Source organism: Paenibacillus dendritiformis (assembly GCF_015845845.1).
Lineage (GTDB): Bacteria > Bacillota > Bacilli > Paenibacillales > Paenibacillaceae > Paenibacillus_B > Paenibacillus_B dendritiformis_C.
Window position 1 is genome coordinate 1 of record NZ_LDIG01000253.1, and the last position, 13632, is coordinate 13632.

Sequence of the window (13632 nt, forward strand, 5' to 3'; positions counted from 1 at the left end):
GCTACTAACATATGTACATGATCTGGCATCATGTGACCTTCTAATATATCCACTCCCTTGTATTTACATAAACGTTTGAAGATTTCGTTCAAATCTTTCCTCACTTGATTACAGATCTCTTTCCGTCTATACTTCGGGGTGAATACAATGTGGTATTTGCACATCCACTTTGTGTGAGCTAGACTATAGTTCTTGTTTGCCATCTAAGACCATTCCTTTCATTGAGCCTGAACATCTCAATTTTATCGGGATGGTCTTGTTGGTCAAACCCTCGATCCCTCCACCCGCATAGCGGGTGGTTTTTTGTTTCGTGCGTTTCACGCACTCAACTGGCTAAAGCCCAAACGAAAAGGACCCGCCAGCCATGACGGGTCCTTCCCTATGTTATCGCGCTTCCCGGGGCCATCGTCCATCCCCCCCCCGGCACAGCTTATCCGTGCGGCAGCGGACGGAGGCTAACCCAGCCGTCCGGCGGAGGCGTCGACACGCTCCATATCCGCGATATAGGCGGCAATCTCCTGCTGCCGCAGGCGCAGCGTCTGCTGCCGGGCCGACAGCTCCTGGCGGAACGCCATGAACCGCTCCCGGAGCTCGTCGGCGGATTCGCCCTTCCAATCGGCAATCCGCTGCACCTGACCGTGAATATATTGTTCATTCTGGGCCAGACGCTGAATGAGCTGCTCCATCTCCCGGACAGAGCGGCGCAGGTCATTCAGCTCGGCCAATATGCGATGCTGCATCGATTAGCGCCTCCTTCGTCAGTCATCATGGCTACGCCAGGCCCATATCGGCCTGATGGAACTCCTGCGCCTTGCGCCCGATATATTCCGCCATATCGCGGGCCGCCGCGGCGTACCATTCCTTCGTGCTGCGCAGATCTTGGCTGGCCGCCTCCGTAATGGCCGCGAGGCGCCGGCTCTGGCTCGTATGCAGCAGCTGCGCAATCGTGCCCATCGCCGCCCCTGCTTCATGGTGGAACTGCTCGACATGGTCCAGCAGCGTGCGGGCGACCTGCATTAGCTCCTCCGGCCGGAGCTGCAGCAGCCCGCCTCCCGAGCCGCCGAGCAGGCCGGATGCCTGAAGGGAAGCGAAGAGCGGCTGGCCCGCCATCGCGCCCGCGAACAGGGCAGGCAGCCCATCCGGGGCAAGCCGGTCAATCAGCGGCAGGCGAGGCGAAGCATTGAGCCGCTCCCCTGTCAGCCGGTTCACCAGCTCGTTGCTGATATTGCCGTCCTCGTCGAACTTATAATGCTTCATGGAGTGGTGATTCACGCCGAAGGGCGTATCCTTCAGCCGCCGGGCCGCCCCGAGGCCCCCTTCATATTCCCGGTTGGCGGTATCGTAGTCATTGTTGATGTAGTAGGTGGAGCCGACATGCCGTTCGTATTCGCTGAGCGCTCCCGCCCCGATCGCATCCTTCGGATTGACGTAATTCGTAATCAGATCGTCGAATTTCCCTTGCTTGGCCTGCTTCGCCAAATCGTCCGGCAGCAGGTTCATGACCGACGGCGCGCTGTAGGTGACGGCTTCGACCTGGTGTTTGGCCGCCGCGTACTGGGCCAGGGCTCCGCCCAGCGAATGGCCGGTCAGGGAGATCTCCGCATTCGGATACTTCTCCTTTAGCGCCTCAACCAGTTGATCCGCCCGCCGGAATTGATTTGTGCTGTATTGAATATGCTCCGATCCTGCGTTTCTGAACGGGTTCAAGTATGCCATGGCCGTCTTGACGGGAGAGCTGTACGTCTCCTCCAGCTCCTTGAAGCGCCCCTTGACGATATCGTGATAATCCGTCAGCACGTCGGGAACGGTGCGCGACAATCCGCCCTTCGGTTCCGTCCCGCGGAAGGCGACCACAATCTGATTCGTATCCTTGTTCCGGAAGACGGCCGCATCGAATCCGGAGTAGGAGTCATGAAGCTTGGCGTCCTTCGGCTCGATGACATTCCATGATCCTGCGGCTCCATCGTAGCGGCCTGGGGGAAGGTCATCATAGGCGGAGCCGGACATGCGTACATAATCCTTGTCAGAAATATGGTTTCCTTTCGCCATATACACTCCTTTTATTTCATAAAATTGGATGTTATAATATTTTATTATAGAAGATTTCCTGTAGGAGTGAAGCCATTGGTACGAAAAAATTTCCTCTTTACAGGTTTTTTGTTCCTGATGTTTGCATTTCTTATAGGATGTGGTGCGGAAATGAAGCAGCCTGCAGAGGAGCAGCGGCAAGCGGAGGTAGACAAGGCGATGGCCGTCGGGACGCAATATTTCAAGGATCGATACGGCCTGGAGGTCGACTGGACGAGGCATGAGTTCCAGCCTGAATATGTGTCCGACAATCTGGCTCTGTACGGGAATGTTCACGGCAAGCCGGATCAGGAAGTGTACGCGCAGGTGAATTATAAGACATTCGAAGTGATCAGCACGGTAAGACCGGAAGAATGAGGGCCTTGATGAGGGCCCTCATTGCCTTTTGCGGAGATAGAGCGACAAGCCTGCGCTCTCGAGAAGCGGCAGGCTTGCGGATGTTGAACGTGACGGATATTGGACAATGGCCGCCCGCTTATTGGATTTGATAGCGCTTTTCAACCTTCTTGCCAAGATACCACAGCAGGAACAATCCCGCCGCCGCCACGAGCAGGCGCCATGGATGAGAGATGAAGCCCTGCCAATCATGGCCGACGAAGGACATCATGAACACCATAACCCCTTTGCCCAGCACGACGGCGGCGATAAATATCCGCTTCGGCACATTGCTTACGCCCGACGCGATATTAACGAAGAAGGAGGGGGTGAACGGAAAGCAATACAACAGGAACAGCGGCGTAAAGCCTTTGCGTTCAATCCATGAGAAGAAATGCTCCGCCTTCGGGTATTTCGCCGACAAATAAGTGCTGAATCTCCCCCCGAACCGGCGCGCGGCCAGGAAGACAAGCAGCGCTCCCGCGACCGTTCCGAGCCACGAATAGATGAAGCCGAGCCACAAGCCGTAGGCGGATGCATTGCCCGCGACGATGATGAACAGCGGCAAGAAGGGCAGCAGCGCCTCCACCATCGGCAGGGCGATCCCCGGGATGGGGCCGAGCGAAGAATATTTCTCCAGCAGGGCTTGAATCTGCTCCATGTCAAGCTGCGACAAATAGTGATAGGTACGTTCCAACCAATCCAGCATGATGACTCCTTTGTCTTCTATGAGTACTTCCGCCTCTTATGACGCACTTTGGTCCGCAAATCGCCCCGATAGACGAGCTGCAGGGACGGAGAATGGCGGAAATCCTCCGGCGTCACCCATACCCAGCTCTTGTCCACAACGCACATTCCATGCTCCTGGAGCATGGAGGCAACGAATTGGGAGCAGAAATAAGCATTTTCCCGGCGGATATGTATATTAAAAATGATGCCGAACAGGCCAAGCAGATTATATTTGTACTGATCCGGATTCCGCTCCATCTGCTTCAGGCGCAGACGGATCCGTTCATAGATCTCCGGGCTTACGGTGCAGGAGTACAGCGCGCATTGCGTAGGACGATTCTCGGTCCGAACGAGGTAGCCCTGCACCCGCTCCTTGACGAAGCCGCCATGGAACGGATTGAGCGGATGCTTCCTGCCGAAGCTGTACACCTCCCGCAGCTCGGAATCGAGCGCGATCGACGCGTGATTAAGCGGAGCCTTCGTATAAAGCCGGATAAGTTTGGAAAAGATCGTGCCCGTGTCGGTAAGAAGGATATAAATCTTTCTCTCGTCCACCATGCTCACCAACCTGTGATTAATTTCAATAAAGAATGAATGAAGAGCTTATGCCGGCGGCTCGGCCCGCTGAATCATCCTTTTCTATTGTATTGGAGCGGCGGAAGCAGTAACACAATCCCGCGACCGGCTTCGACCTAGACCATTGTCGGGGACGAGCCGGAAGATAGTATGACAAGCATGCATTCACAGTTCCCTCTACATGCTTGCCGCAAACCCCGCTGCGGTCGGGCGGCATACGGGTCTAAGCCCGCCCGCGGCCCGCATTTCCGCTGCCGCATCCATTGTTTGCTGTGGAGATTATAACATTAATCACAGGCCCCTGCTATATATGTCATCTTTGCCATGCAGGCGAGATGCCGGCCTTAGCGGACGGCCGCACAGCTTTCCCGTATCATCAGCTCCGCCGGAATGATGACCTTCTTGCTGATGGCGCGCTTCGTCCGGATGCGCTCGAGCAGCAGCTCCAGCGCCGTGCGGCCCATGAATTCGCTATGGAGCTTCACGGTCGTCAAGGATGGCGTCATGAACTGGGCGACGGTAATATCATTGAAGCCGGCGACGCTGACATCGGCGGGCACCTTCAGCCCCGCAGGGCCCGCGCCGCCCCGATCGCCATCGAATCATTCGCCGCCAGCACCGCCGTGAAGCGAGTGCCCGCTTCGATCAGCTCGCGGGTCAACCGGTACCCGTCCTCTGCCGAGAAGCGCCCGATTCGAACCCGCTGCGGGTCATACCAACCCCTTTTCTGCATCCACCGCTCATACGCTTCTTCCCTTCGATCCGCGCCGTCATATCCGTCATCGTCCCGCCCGCCGATGTAAGCGATGTCCCGGTGGCCCAAGCTGTGCACATAGGCCAGCATCTGCTCCATCGCATCGTGAAGATCGGCGATGACGATATCGAAGCGGTTGTCCCACGGCACCGGCTCGACGAAAACGAGATTCGACGTTACCGACGCAAGCCGGCTCACCTGTTCCCGCTGCACCGGCCCGATGACGATATAGCCGTCCGCCGGGCCGCTGTCCAGCTCCAGCTCGTCCTGGAAGCCGGCGAACCATTGCACCTGATAATCCCTGGCCGCAGCCTCGATCGCCAGACGCATCGTCAAATAGTAAGGATCGTTCAATTCTTCGCTGCGCGGATACGTCATCAGCAGCCCGACGGTTGCAGCCTCGGCGGATTCCCCGGACGAAGCGGCGGATTCCTCCGTCCGCGCCCCCCGCTTGTGCTTCGTATATTCCAGCTCCTCCGCCACTTCGAAGATGCGGCGCCGGGTCTCCTCCGACACGGAGAGCGTCTCGTCGTAATTCAATACTCTGGATACCGTCGAGACGGATACCATCGCCTTTTCCGCGATATCCTTCAATGTTGACATCTTGTTCACTCCCTAATTTGCATGCCTGATATCCCTCATTGTACTCCGTTTTTTAGTAAATAGACAATTATTTTAGTAAATAAATAGCGGTTGCCACGACGTGGAAGCAGACAACCCGCTATCTAGAGGATAGCGGGTTGAACGGCTGCTTACAATATGATTTCCTTCCCTTTGCGGGCATCGGAAATGACTTTATTGGAATAGACGGACAGCTTCAGCTTCAGATGGAACGGCTCGAAGCCGCAGCGGTAGCGGGCGAGCTGGTTCTGTCCGCATGAATTGGAGCCGAGCCCGTTCTGCTTGTAGTCCAGGTTCAAGACGATATAATCGCGCTTCCGCAGATCGATGGTGTGCTTGGCAGCGTCCAGATCGCCGGCTTCATAATAGGAAGCGCTGAAATCCACGCTCGGATAACCAACCGCCATCAAGCCGATGCCGTACCGGTCCGCCAGCCGGACCCAGCGGGTCTCCGTATGATTGCCGTTCTCCTGCGGCGTCACGTACGGGGTGAACATGCCGTCCACCGTCTGTTCGTACACGCCGAACCGGTTCGCTTCCTTCGAGTCGGCGTACGATTCGCCGGGGCCGCGCCCGTACCATTTCGCGAACTCGCATTGCTTGTTGATCCGGAGCTTCACGCCGATGCGAGGCAGCATCTCCGGCGCATTGTGGAGATGGCCGCCGGGAACGCCCCGCACCTCGAACAGGACGTCGCCGTTCCCATAGATGCGGTACTCGTATACCGACTGGTAATGCCATGAAGCATTGGTCGGGGCGTTCATCGTATGCACCCGGACATGAATGCACTCTTCTTCGCACCTTTCGTAGGCGACTTCCTCCACGACTTCATGCATCAGATGCACGAAGGTTTTCTGCTTATAGTCAGGCACCAGGTACATGTCATTATCGATAGCCGCCCGCCAGAACTGCAGCCGGGGTCCGGCTTCGACTACCCGGCAGCCGTTGTAGGTCCAGGAGGAGATCCGCCCCTTGACGGTATCGAAGGTGATGGCGAAGTCCTCGCCCCGCACGATCAGCTCGCAATGACGCTCCTCCAGATCCAGCGCGCCCGCCGGCCGCACCGTCACCGCCTCCGCTGTCAGCGGCAGGAGGAATTGGGCATTGGCCACCTCATGTCCCCGGGACGCCCAGGCCGTATCCCGATTCAATACATAGGACAAGTTAAGATAATAATCGGCGCCCGCCTCCGGCTCTACATCGTCAAGCGAGTAATCAAGCGCAAGCTCCCGCGCCGTCCGGGCGGCAATGCCGGCCACCGAAGCCCGGCCCGTCCGGATCGCTTCTCCGTCCTTCACGATGCTGTAGAACAGATCAAGATGATCAAGGGAGGCGAAATCGTATTTATTCTCGCAGCGGATAATGCCCCGCGCCAGATCGACCTCGGCCGTTCGCACCGGCTCGATGACCTTCTTATACTCCAGCAGGCCGGGCGACGGCGTTCGATCCGGCATGACGAGGCCGTCGATGCAGAAGTTGCCGTTCGTCGGATCGTCGCCGAAGTCGCCGCCGTAGCGGTAATAGACCCGCCCGTCCTCCGCTGCGGTATGAATTCCGTGGTCGATCCACTCCCACACGAAGCCGCCCTGCAGCTTGTCATGCGCGTCGAACAAATCCTGATACTCGCGCAGATTGCCCGGACCGTTCCCCATCGCATGCGCGTATTCGCATAAAATATGCGGTTTGTCCGAGGTCTCGATAATATGCTGCATCGTTTTCCGATCCGGATGCTCCAGCCAGGTGTACATCGTCGAATAGACATCCGTCACTTCCGCCTCCCGATCCCCCTCGTAGTGAATGAGACGCGTCGGATCGAGCTCGCGCGCCCGCGCCGCCATCGCGCGGAAGTTGCAGCCGAAGCCGGATTCGTTGCCGAGCGACCACATGATAATGCTCGGATGGTTCTTGTCCCGCTGCACCATCCGCTCCAGCCGGTCGACATAGGACCGCTCCCAGGCCGGGTCGTCGGAGATCCGATTGTAGTCCCCCGTCAGTTCGAAGCCATGGCACTCCAAATCCGTCTCATCGATGACGTACAAGCCATACTCGTCGCACAAATCGTACAAATACGGGGAGTTCGGATAATGAGCCGTCCGGACCGCATTAATGTTATGCTGCTTCATCAGCTTGATGTCCTGCTCGATATCGTCCCGCGAGACGACGCGGCCGGTCAACGGATGGGCGTCATGGCGGTTAACGCCCCTGAACTTGATCGCTACGCCGTTGACGGTGAAGGTGGAGCCGCGCCGCTCAATCTGGCGGAAGCCGACCCGCTGCGGAACGACCTCGACAATGTCATTCCCCCGCTTGACGGTCAGCAGCAGCGTATACAGCTCCGGCGTCTCGGCGCTCCACAGCTTCGGCTGCGCCGCCTCCGCCTCGAACCGCACCTCCTCCGCTGCCGCCGGCACCTCGCCCTCCGCTACCGTCCGCCGCCGATCGTCCAGCAGCTCGTAGGCGAGCGCGAGTTCGGCGCCGGGATGGCGAAGCTTCGCCGTCACCTGCAAGACGCCTTGCGTATAGGCGCCGTCCAGCTTCGTGACTACGGCCACATCCTGGATGCCGCTCCGGGGCTGGACATACAGATCGACATCGCGGAAAATGCCGCTCAACCACCACATATCCTGATCCTCCAGATACGTTCCGTCCGACCATTGATACACTCGGACCGTCAGTTGATTCTCCCCCGCCCGCACGAAGCCGGTAACGTCGAACTCGGACTGCAGGCGCGCCCCCTTGCTGTACCCGACCTCCGCACCGTTCACCCAGAGATGGAAGGCCGAATCGACGCCATGGAAGCGCAGAATAACCTGCTGCCCGTCCTCCAGCCACTCCTGGCCAATCCGGAAGGAACGTTTATAAATGCCGGTCGGATTATCGGTCGGCACATACGGCGGATTGATCGGAAAGTTGTACCACAGATCCGAATAGTGCATGCGGCCATAGCCTTGCATCTGCCAGTTGCCCGGCACGCGGATATCGTTCCAGCCGGCTGTGTCATAGTCGGCGGCCTCGAAGCCGGGCGGCGAATATTCCGGCGCGGGCAGGAAGAGGAACTGCCAGATGCCATTCAAGCTTTTGAAATGATGCGTATACGCCGGCTCGCCCGTCAAGGCGCGATCCCGGCTTGGGTAAGAGTAGAAATGAGCTCTTGCCTCCATCCGGTTCCGGTGGACGATGCCGATGTCTTCCCATACTTTTCTGCGACGCATAAATGAACCCTCCCCATAAGATTGATCGGGCTGCGATCGATCGTAAACAGAAGCTTCTTATAAATCCCGCCTTCACAACGTAAAACGAAAACGAAAAACGTGATGTAAGCTCGCTCTTGTCATCGGATACACAGTAAATGTATCACCGAAGTAAAACAAAATCAATTTATTTTACTAAAATATTTACCCGAAAATCCGACGAACTTCTCCAGAATGCGTCAATTTATTTTACTAAATTTTTCTTGATATGAAGGGATATTTTCACTTAAATGAGGGGGAAGGCCGGGAAAAGACAAGGAAGAGAGGGGGAGAAAGCTTAAAAAAGGGAGGAGAAGCAGAAGCGCCGAATGACAAAATTCCGCAAAAAAGAGGAAGAAGCAAGGAGCGGTTTCTTCCGGATGGGTGTCCCGATTAGTGTCCGGCTCGTCCGAGCACGAAGCTGATGAGCAGAATCGCGAGCACGAGTGCCGTAATGCCCGCATACACCATGTCGCCCTCCTTCAGGAAGATCAGAATGGACACGGCGACGCGGAAGACCGGGGTTAGAATAAGCAGAAGCAGGCCGAGCGATATAAATGCATAGGGCTTGAAGCCGGCCACGCCTGCGGCGACTCCGGCCACCGTCGTCGGGAAGCTGGCGTCCGGATACCCGCTCTCGCCCGTAGCGAGGAAGAAAAGCAGCCCGAAGGCGATGAACAGCCCCGCTCCCACTACGCCGATCCGCAGCAGGCGGCTGACCGTCAGTTCAATATCCTCCGCCTTCGAAGTCATATCCAGCCCACCCCCTGCAGAATCATTTCAATGGCGACATAGCCCAGAATCGGTATAAACAACAGCCGGATCGTGCGGCTCTTCAGCTTCTGCATCAGGCGCGCTCCAAGCGTCGAGCCGGCCAGCACGCCGATAGCGACGGGAGCGGCGATGCTCGGGTCGATATCCCCGCGGAAGAAGTAAATCCCGGCGCTCGCCGCCGCAGTCACCCCCATCATGAAGTTGCTGGTGGCGCTGGAGACCTTGAGCGGAAGCTTCATAAATACGTCCATGGCCATCACCTTGAAGCTGCCGCTCCCGATGCCGAGCAGGCCGGAGATTACGCCGGCCGCGTACATGACGCCGAATCCGCCGTATACATTGGCCACCTGGTAATCGACCTGCCTCCCCAGCGCTTTATCGTAATACGAGCCGTTCATTCTCAGCTTAGCCGCGAGCGGATGCGTCTTCGTATGCTCCGGAAGCTCGGTGTTCACCTTCTTCACCATGCCATAAGCCGAATTCAACAGGAGCAGACCGAACAGAATGAACAGCACGTTCGGCGCGATCAGGCTCGCGACGAAGGCCCCCGTCACCGCCCCTATCGTCGTCGCCACCTCCAGGAACATGCCGACCCGCAAATTCGTCAGCCGGTCGCGCAAATACGCAATCGCCGCCCCGCTGGAGGTCGCAATGACCGAGATGATGCTGGCTCCGATCGCATACCGGATATCGACATCGAACAGGAGCGTGAGCGCAGGCGTAATAATAATGCCGCCTCCCAGGCCGAGAATGGCCCCGACGGTGCCCCCGACCAAGGAAATGAGCAGCAATTGTATCGTCATCATGATCATGTCATCCGATGCCCCTTTCGCTCCCCTGTCACCTTAAGATGTCCCATAAGATGCCAAGGAATGCGGACTCACCGCTCTTTTCCATGCCAAAAAAGCGCCGCGCCTGCCGGCCGCAAATCGGAGCAAGGGAGCATTTGGGTATCGGATGACGCCGATCAAAAACGAAAGCCGGCACGCCGAACGCGTCGGCTTGCCGGCTTCTTGATTTACGTTGCGTGTGCGGCGTTCAACGGTTCATTATCCGAGAACAGATCCGGGTTAGACCGGAGCATTCGCGTCAGGACTTCCGTCATCCGCACGGTATCGCAGATACGCACCTCCGCATCGCCGAACCGTCCGAGCGTCATCGCGCCTTCCCCCCGCAGCACGTCATCTACCTTCCAGAAATGCTCCGACCAGTTCAGTCCGCAATGTCTGCGCGACGGAACGGAGATGACTGTTCCATCGGGAAGCACCGTATAGAGCTGCTCGCGCTCCTCGGTCATTCTTCCCGGAATATCCAGCCATTCCTCGATGCCGTGAATGAACGTATTGCGGCGCAGATCGACGCCAATCAGCATAATCGCCGCCTGGCGATCGAACAGCTTCCCCCAAGCCGAACCGCGGGCGCACGGCGTGTCGAACCGTTCATCCCCGGCCGTGAACGCCTCGGCATCGCGGCCCAGCGCGGCGACCGAATGAGTCGGATGCCAGGAGCGAATGACGCCGGGGCGCTTGCGGAACCTCTCCGGCAGCAGGCCGATGCATACCGGAGTATTTTCGACGTCGAACCGCGGATTCTCCGCATTGATGTTGGCCCAGGTATGCGTCGGCAGCACCAGCAAGCCTTCCTCCATATACTTCGACAGCGCATCAAGGACCGTATCCGGGCCGCCCTCCACGCCGCCAATGCTTTTGTAAGAGGAATGCACCAGCAGCGTGCCCCGCCCATCAATCCCGATCCGCTCTAGATCTGACATCAAACTTTGTAACGTATGCATGCTCTGTCTCCTTCGGCTAAGTTATGCCTTCTGCTGCTCCTGCGGCCCGAGAGGAAGCCACTCCAGCACATCCTGGATGCGGGCGTCCCAATACTCCCATGTATGATCCCCCGGGCCCTCGCTGTAGGTATGATCGAAGCCGGTGCGCCGCACCGCCTCCCGGAAGCGGAGATTGTCTTCATAGAGAAAATCCTCCGTCCCGCAGCATTGGAACAGCTTCGGCTTCGGTCCCGGATGCCGGTCCGCTTGCTCCAGCAAGCGGAACAGATCGTTCGGCGTTCCGGCGATGTCGCCTTCGCCGTAGATCAACCGGGCATCCTCCCGAATGCGCTCCCGCAGCGCGGGAGCGGCGACATCCAGGCTGCCCGACAGGCTGGCCGCGGCCGCGAATCGGTCCGGATAGGAGAGCGCCCATTTCATGGCGCCATATCCGCCCATCGACAGGCCGGCCACATAATTGTCCTCCCGCTTCGCGGACAACGGGAAGAAGCTGCGGGCCTTGGCCGGCAGCTCCTCCGTCAGGAAGGTCCAATAGCGCAGCCCATGGGCCATATCGGTATAGAAGCTGCGATGGACCTGCGGCATGACGACCGCGATGCCCTTCAAGGCGGCATAACGCTCGATCGACGTGCGGCGAACCCAGATCGTATGATCGTCCGACAAGCCGTGCAGCAGGAACAGCGTCTTATGAACCTCCGTCGATTTGACGTTGTTCATCCCGTATTGTCCCGCCGTCGTCTCCGGCAGGATGACCGTCATCGCCGTGCTTAAACCCAGCACTTCCGAGAAATAATTGCAGGTAATTAGCGCCATTCCTTCCCCTCCTAATCTCTGCCTTTCATCATCAGCTATGTACAGTCCTTTGCTTTATCCCCATTATAGTCCGTTCCCCGGCAAAAGGTAAGCAAGCGTTTTCCAGCCGGAACCTGGGTGACGGGAACCTGCATTTTCGTTCATCGCCTATGGAAAACTGGTCGAGTAGGCGGGGCCTTTCCTTCCGAGGATTGAGCCCCTACCCCTCACAGATCCGTACGTGCGCAATTAACGCATACGGCTCTTCACATCAATCATTTACAACGTATGGTTTTTTTTCTTAGCCGTAGATATTGACATAGATGCGCGGCTTCGGCAGATTCCAGCGTTTGACGAGGTCATAGAATTTCTCTTTGCTGTAACTCTGCCGTTGGCTTCTACGGTTTAGCCATTTGAACATGGATTTCTGTACCAAGTATGCGTACGTTCTTATGCTCTTGAAGTTATCCGTTATTCCGTAGTAGCGGAAATGGCCTATTAATTTCGCACGAATCTTTGGTATAGTTAAGGTTAGTTCCTTATGTCTCGCTTGTTTCATCCATGCGTCAAACGCTTTTATTTTCTGCCTGAATTTCTTCTTGCTCGTTTTGCGTTTGACTCGAAAGCCCCCCGTTCGACTTTTCCCACAGTAATGGGTAAATCCCAGAAAGTCGAACGTGTCCGGCTTTCCCAGGCCGGCTTTCCTCCTTGCAGCCTCAGCGAAGCGGCCAAATCGTATAATCTTTGTTTTCTCTTCTGCCACTGTTAAATTGAATTTAGCCAAGCGCTTGAGCAGAGCATAATAAAATCGCTCGGCATCGTCTTTGAACTGAAACATGCACACGAAGTCATCTGCGAACCGCACCATTTCCGCTCGGCCCCTCAATTGCTTCTTCACGGCCGCATCGAACCATAGGTCCAGCACGTAATGCAGGTAAATATTCGCTAACAGCGGGGATACTGCAGAACCTTGAGGGGTTCCTTCTTCACTCGGTTCGAATACCCCGTTTTCCTGTATCCCTGCAATGAGCATTCTTCTCACAAGGCGGTGGATGTTTGGGTCCCCGATTCTTTTATCCAGAAATTTCATCAACCATTCATGGTTCACATGATTGAAGAAACCCGAGATATCCGCATCGACTACATACTCCATTTTCCCTCGTTCCATGTTGTATGTAACCCGTTTTAGCGCATCGTGCATGCTTCGCCCCGGCCGAAATCCGTAGGAATTTTCCAGAAAGTCCTGTTCATATATCGCCTCGAGCAGTCGTTTGAGTGCCATCTGCACCAGTTTGTCCTCGTAAGCGGGTATGCCAAGCGGCCTTCTGCTTTTCTCGTCCTTGGGGATATACGTCCTTCGTGCCGGCAGTGGCCGGTAGCTTTTCTTCTTCAGCCGGTCCACCAGATTCTTTACGTTGGCTTCCAATTCACGCTCGTACATCTCTTTCGTTATGCCATCTACTCCTGTAGCCTTCCCCGGTTTCATCTTCCTGTGGCAAGCTATAAGCGCTTCCTCATTGATGAGGTGTCCTATGGAAGTGAATCTTAGATTCGGGTCTGACTTGGCCATAGTTGCTATTCTTGCTAATTTGGTTTCCATATTGATTCTGCTGCCTCCGTTGTGCAGTATATGTTTCCTTAACAAGATCGATTGTTGTGTCGCCTGCCTTCCCTCTGCCAACATTACATCGGCTTCTTCGGTACTATGCGGCGATCCGACTCCCTGACTGCCGTTTGGCTTTCTTGCGTTTCATCGCTTGGCCGCCATACTCCCAAAGTCGTTCCTAAAGAGTACTTGTCTTCGGAAGAGCGTCAGGGTCTCCCAAGTTGCCGAGTGATTATTGGTATGCATGCCTGGCTCTTCGACCCCGGGGAAGCTCCGTCTAAACTCACCTTTTTTT

General features: G+C 56.6%; 12 protein-coding genes and 1 pseudogene. 1 reads left to right on the forward strand and 12 read right to left on the reverse strand.

Going from position 1 to position 13632, the window contains the following annotated elements:
* The 3 genes from tnpA to ABD76_RS25160 all read right to left on the reverse strand — a co-directional run.
* Positions 1 to 203: IS200/IS605 family transposase (gene tnpA, locus ABD76_RS25150; RefSeq protein WP_197259726.1), on the reverse strand; the 203-nt coding region annotated here is incomplete at its 3' end.
* 252 nt (positions 204 to 455) lie between these two features.
* Positions 456 to 740 carry a hypothetical protein gene (locus ABD76_RS25155; protein ID WP_197259727.1) on the reverse strand — a complete coding sequence of 95 codons (285 nt, stop codon included), beginning with the start codon at positions 738 to 740 and terminating at the stop codon, positions 456 to 458.
* 31 nt (positions 741 to 771) lie between these two features.
* Complete coding sequence (locus ABD76_RS25160) at positions 772 to 2049, reverse strand: Tle-like phospholipase domain-containing protein (RefSeq protein WP_197259728.1); 1278 nt, start codon at positions 2047 to 2049, stop codon at positions 772 to 774.
* Positions 2050 to 2199: 150 nt separating this feature from the next.
* Between ABD76_RS25160 and ABD76_RS25165 the strand changes: the two genes are divergently transcribed.
* On the forward strand, positions 2200 to 2445 hold the full coding sequence (locus tag ABD76_RS25165; protein WP_197259729.1) for a hypothetical protein: 246 nt from the start codon (positions 2200 to 2202) through the stop codon (positions 2443 to 2445).
* A gap of 118 nt (positions 2446 to 2563) precedes the next feature.
* Here the strand turns inward: ABD76_RS25165 and ABD76_RS25170 are convergent, their stop codons facing one another.
* From ABD76_RS25170 to ltrA, 9 genes and pseudogenes are all read right to left on the reverse strand, one after another.
* Positions 2564 to 3172 carry a TVP38/TMEM64 family protein gene (locus ABD76_RS25170; protein WP_197259730.1) on the reverse strand — a complete coding sequence of 203 codons (609 nt, stop codon included), beginning with the start codon at positions 3170 to 3172 and terminating at the stop codon, positions 2564 to 2566.
* Between the two features lie 17 nt (positions 3173 to 3189).
* Positions 3190 to 3750, reverse strand: a complete 561-nt coding sequence (locus ABD76_RS25175) for a C40 family peptidase (RefSeq protein WP_197259731.1) — start codon at positions 3748 to 3750, stop codon at positions 3190 to 3192.
* A gap of 362 nt (positions 3751 to 4112) precedes the next feature.
* Positions 4113 to 5125, reverse strand: a pseudogene (locus tag ABD76_RS25180) (LacI family DNA-binding transcriptional regulator).
* 149 nt (positions 5126 to 5274) lie between these two features.
* Entirely contained in the window at positions 5275 to 8355 is a 3081-nt protein-coding gene (gene ebgA / locus ABD76_RS25185; RefSeq protein WP_197259732.1) for a beta-galactosidase subunit alpha, read from the reverse strand.
* A gap of 411 nt (positions 8356 to 8766) precedes the next feature.
* Positions 8767 to 9126 carry a DUF1634 domain-containing protein gene (locus tag ABD76_RS25190; protein ID WP_197259733.1) on the reverse strand — a complete coding sequence of 120 codons (360 nt, stop codon included), beginning with the start codon at positions 9124 to 9126 and terminating at the stop codon, positions 8767 to 8769.
* Positions 9123 to 9959: a sulfite exporter TauE/SafE family protein gene (locus ABD76_RS25195; protein WP_197259734.1), complete on the reverse strand. Its 837-nt coding sequence runs from the start codon at positions 9957 to 9959 to the stop codon at positions 9123 to 9125. Before ABD76_RS25195 ends, ABD76_RS25190 begins: the two co-directional genes overlap by 4 nt.
* Before the next feature lie 206 nt (positions 9960 to 10165).
* Positions 10166 to 10939 carry an AAC(3) family N-acetyltransferase gene (locus tag ABD76_RS25200; RefSeq protein ID WP_197259735.1) on the reverse strand — a complete coding sequence of 258 codons (774 nt, stop codon included), beginning with the start codon at positions 10937 to 10939 and terminating at the stop codon, positions 10166 to 10168.
* 21 nt (positions 10940 to 10960) lie between these two features.
* Positions 10961 to 11752, reverse strand: coding sequence for an alpha/beta hydrolase (locus ABD76_RS25205; protein ID WP_197259736.1), 792 nt, complete (start codon positions 11750 to 11752; stop codon positions 10961 to 10963).
* A 280-nt stretch (positions 11753 to 12032) separates the two neighbouring features.
* Entirely contained in the window at positions 12033 to 13331 is a 1299-nt protein-coding gene (gene ltrA / locus ABD76_RS25210) for a group II intron reverse transcriptase/maturase (protein ID WP_197253427.1), read from the reverse strand.
* Positions 13332 to 13632: the final 301 nt, after the last annotated feature.

Coding starts and splice junctions, on each gene's coding strand:
- ABD76_RS25155 (WP_197259727.1), bottom strand. CDS start 740: ATGCAGCATCGCATATTGGCCGAGCTGAATGACCTGCGCCGCTCTGTC.
- ABD76_RS25160 (WP_197259728.1), bottom strand. CDS start 2,049: ATGGCGAAAGGAAACCATATTTCTGACAAGGATTATGTACGCATGTCC.
- ABD76_RS25165 (WP_197259729.1), top strand. CDS start 2,200: ATGAAGCAGCCTGCAGAGGAGCAGCGGCAAGCGGAGGTAGACAAGGCG.
- ABD76_RS25170 (WP_197259730.1), bottom strand. CDS start 3,172: ATGCTGGATTGGTTGGAACGTACCTATCACTATTTGTCGCAGCTTGAC.
- ABD76_RS25175 (WP_197259731.1), bottom strand. CDS start 3,750: ATGGTGGACGAGAGAAAGATTTATATCCTTCTTACCGACACGGGCACG.
- ebgA (WP_197259732.1), bottom strand. CDS start 8,355: ATGCGTCGCAGAAAAGTATGGGAAGACATCGGCATCGTCCACCGGAAC.
- ABD76_RS25190 (WP_197259733.1), bottom strand. CDS start 9,126: ATGACTTCGAAGGCGGAGGATATTGAACTGACGGTCAGCCGCCTGCTG.
- ABD76_RS25195 (WP_197259734.1), bottom strand. CDS start 9,959: ATGATCATGATGACGATACAATTGCTGCTCATTTCCTTGGTCGGGGGC.
- ABD76_RS25200 (WP_197259735.1), bottom strand. CDS start 10,939: ATGCATACGTTACAAAGTTTGATGTCAGATCTAGAGCGGATCGGGATT.
- ABD76_RS25205 (WP_197259736.1), bottom strand. CDS start 11,752: ATGGCGCTAATTACCTGCAATTATTTCTCGGAAGTGCTGGGTTTAAGC.
- ltrA (WP_197253427.1), bottom strand. CDS start 13,331: ATGGAAACCAAATTAGCAAGAATAGCAACTATGGCCAAGTCAGACCCG.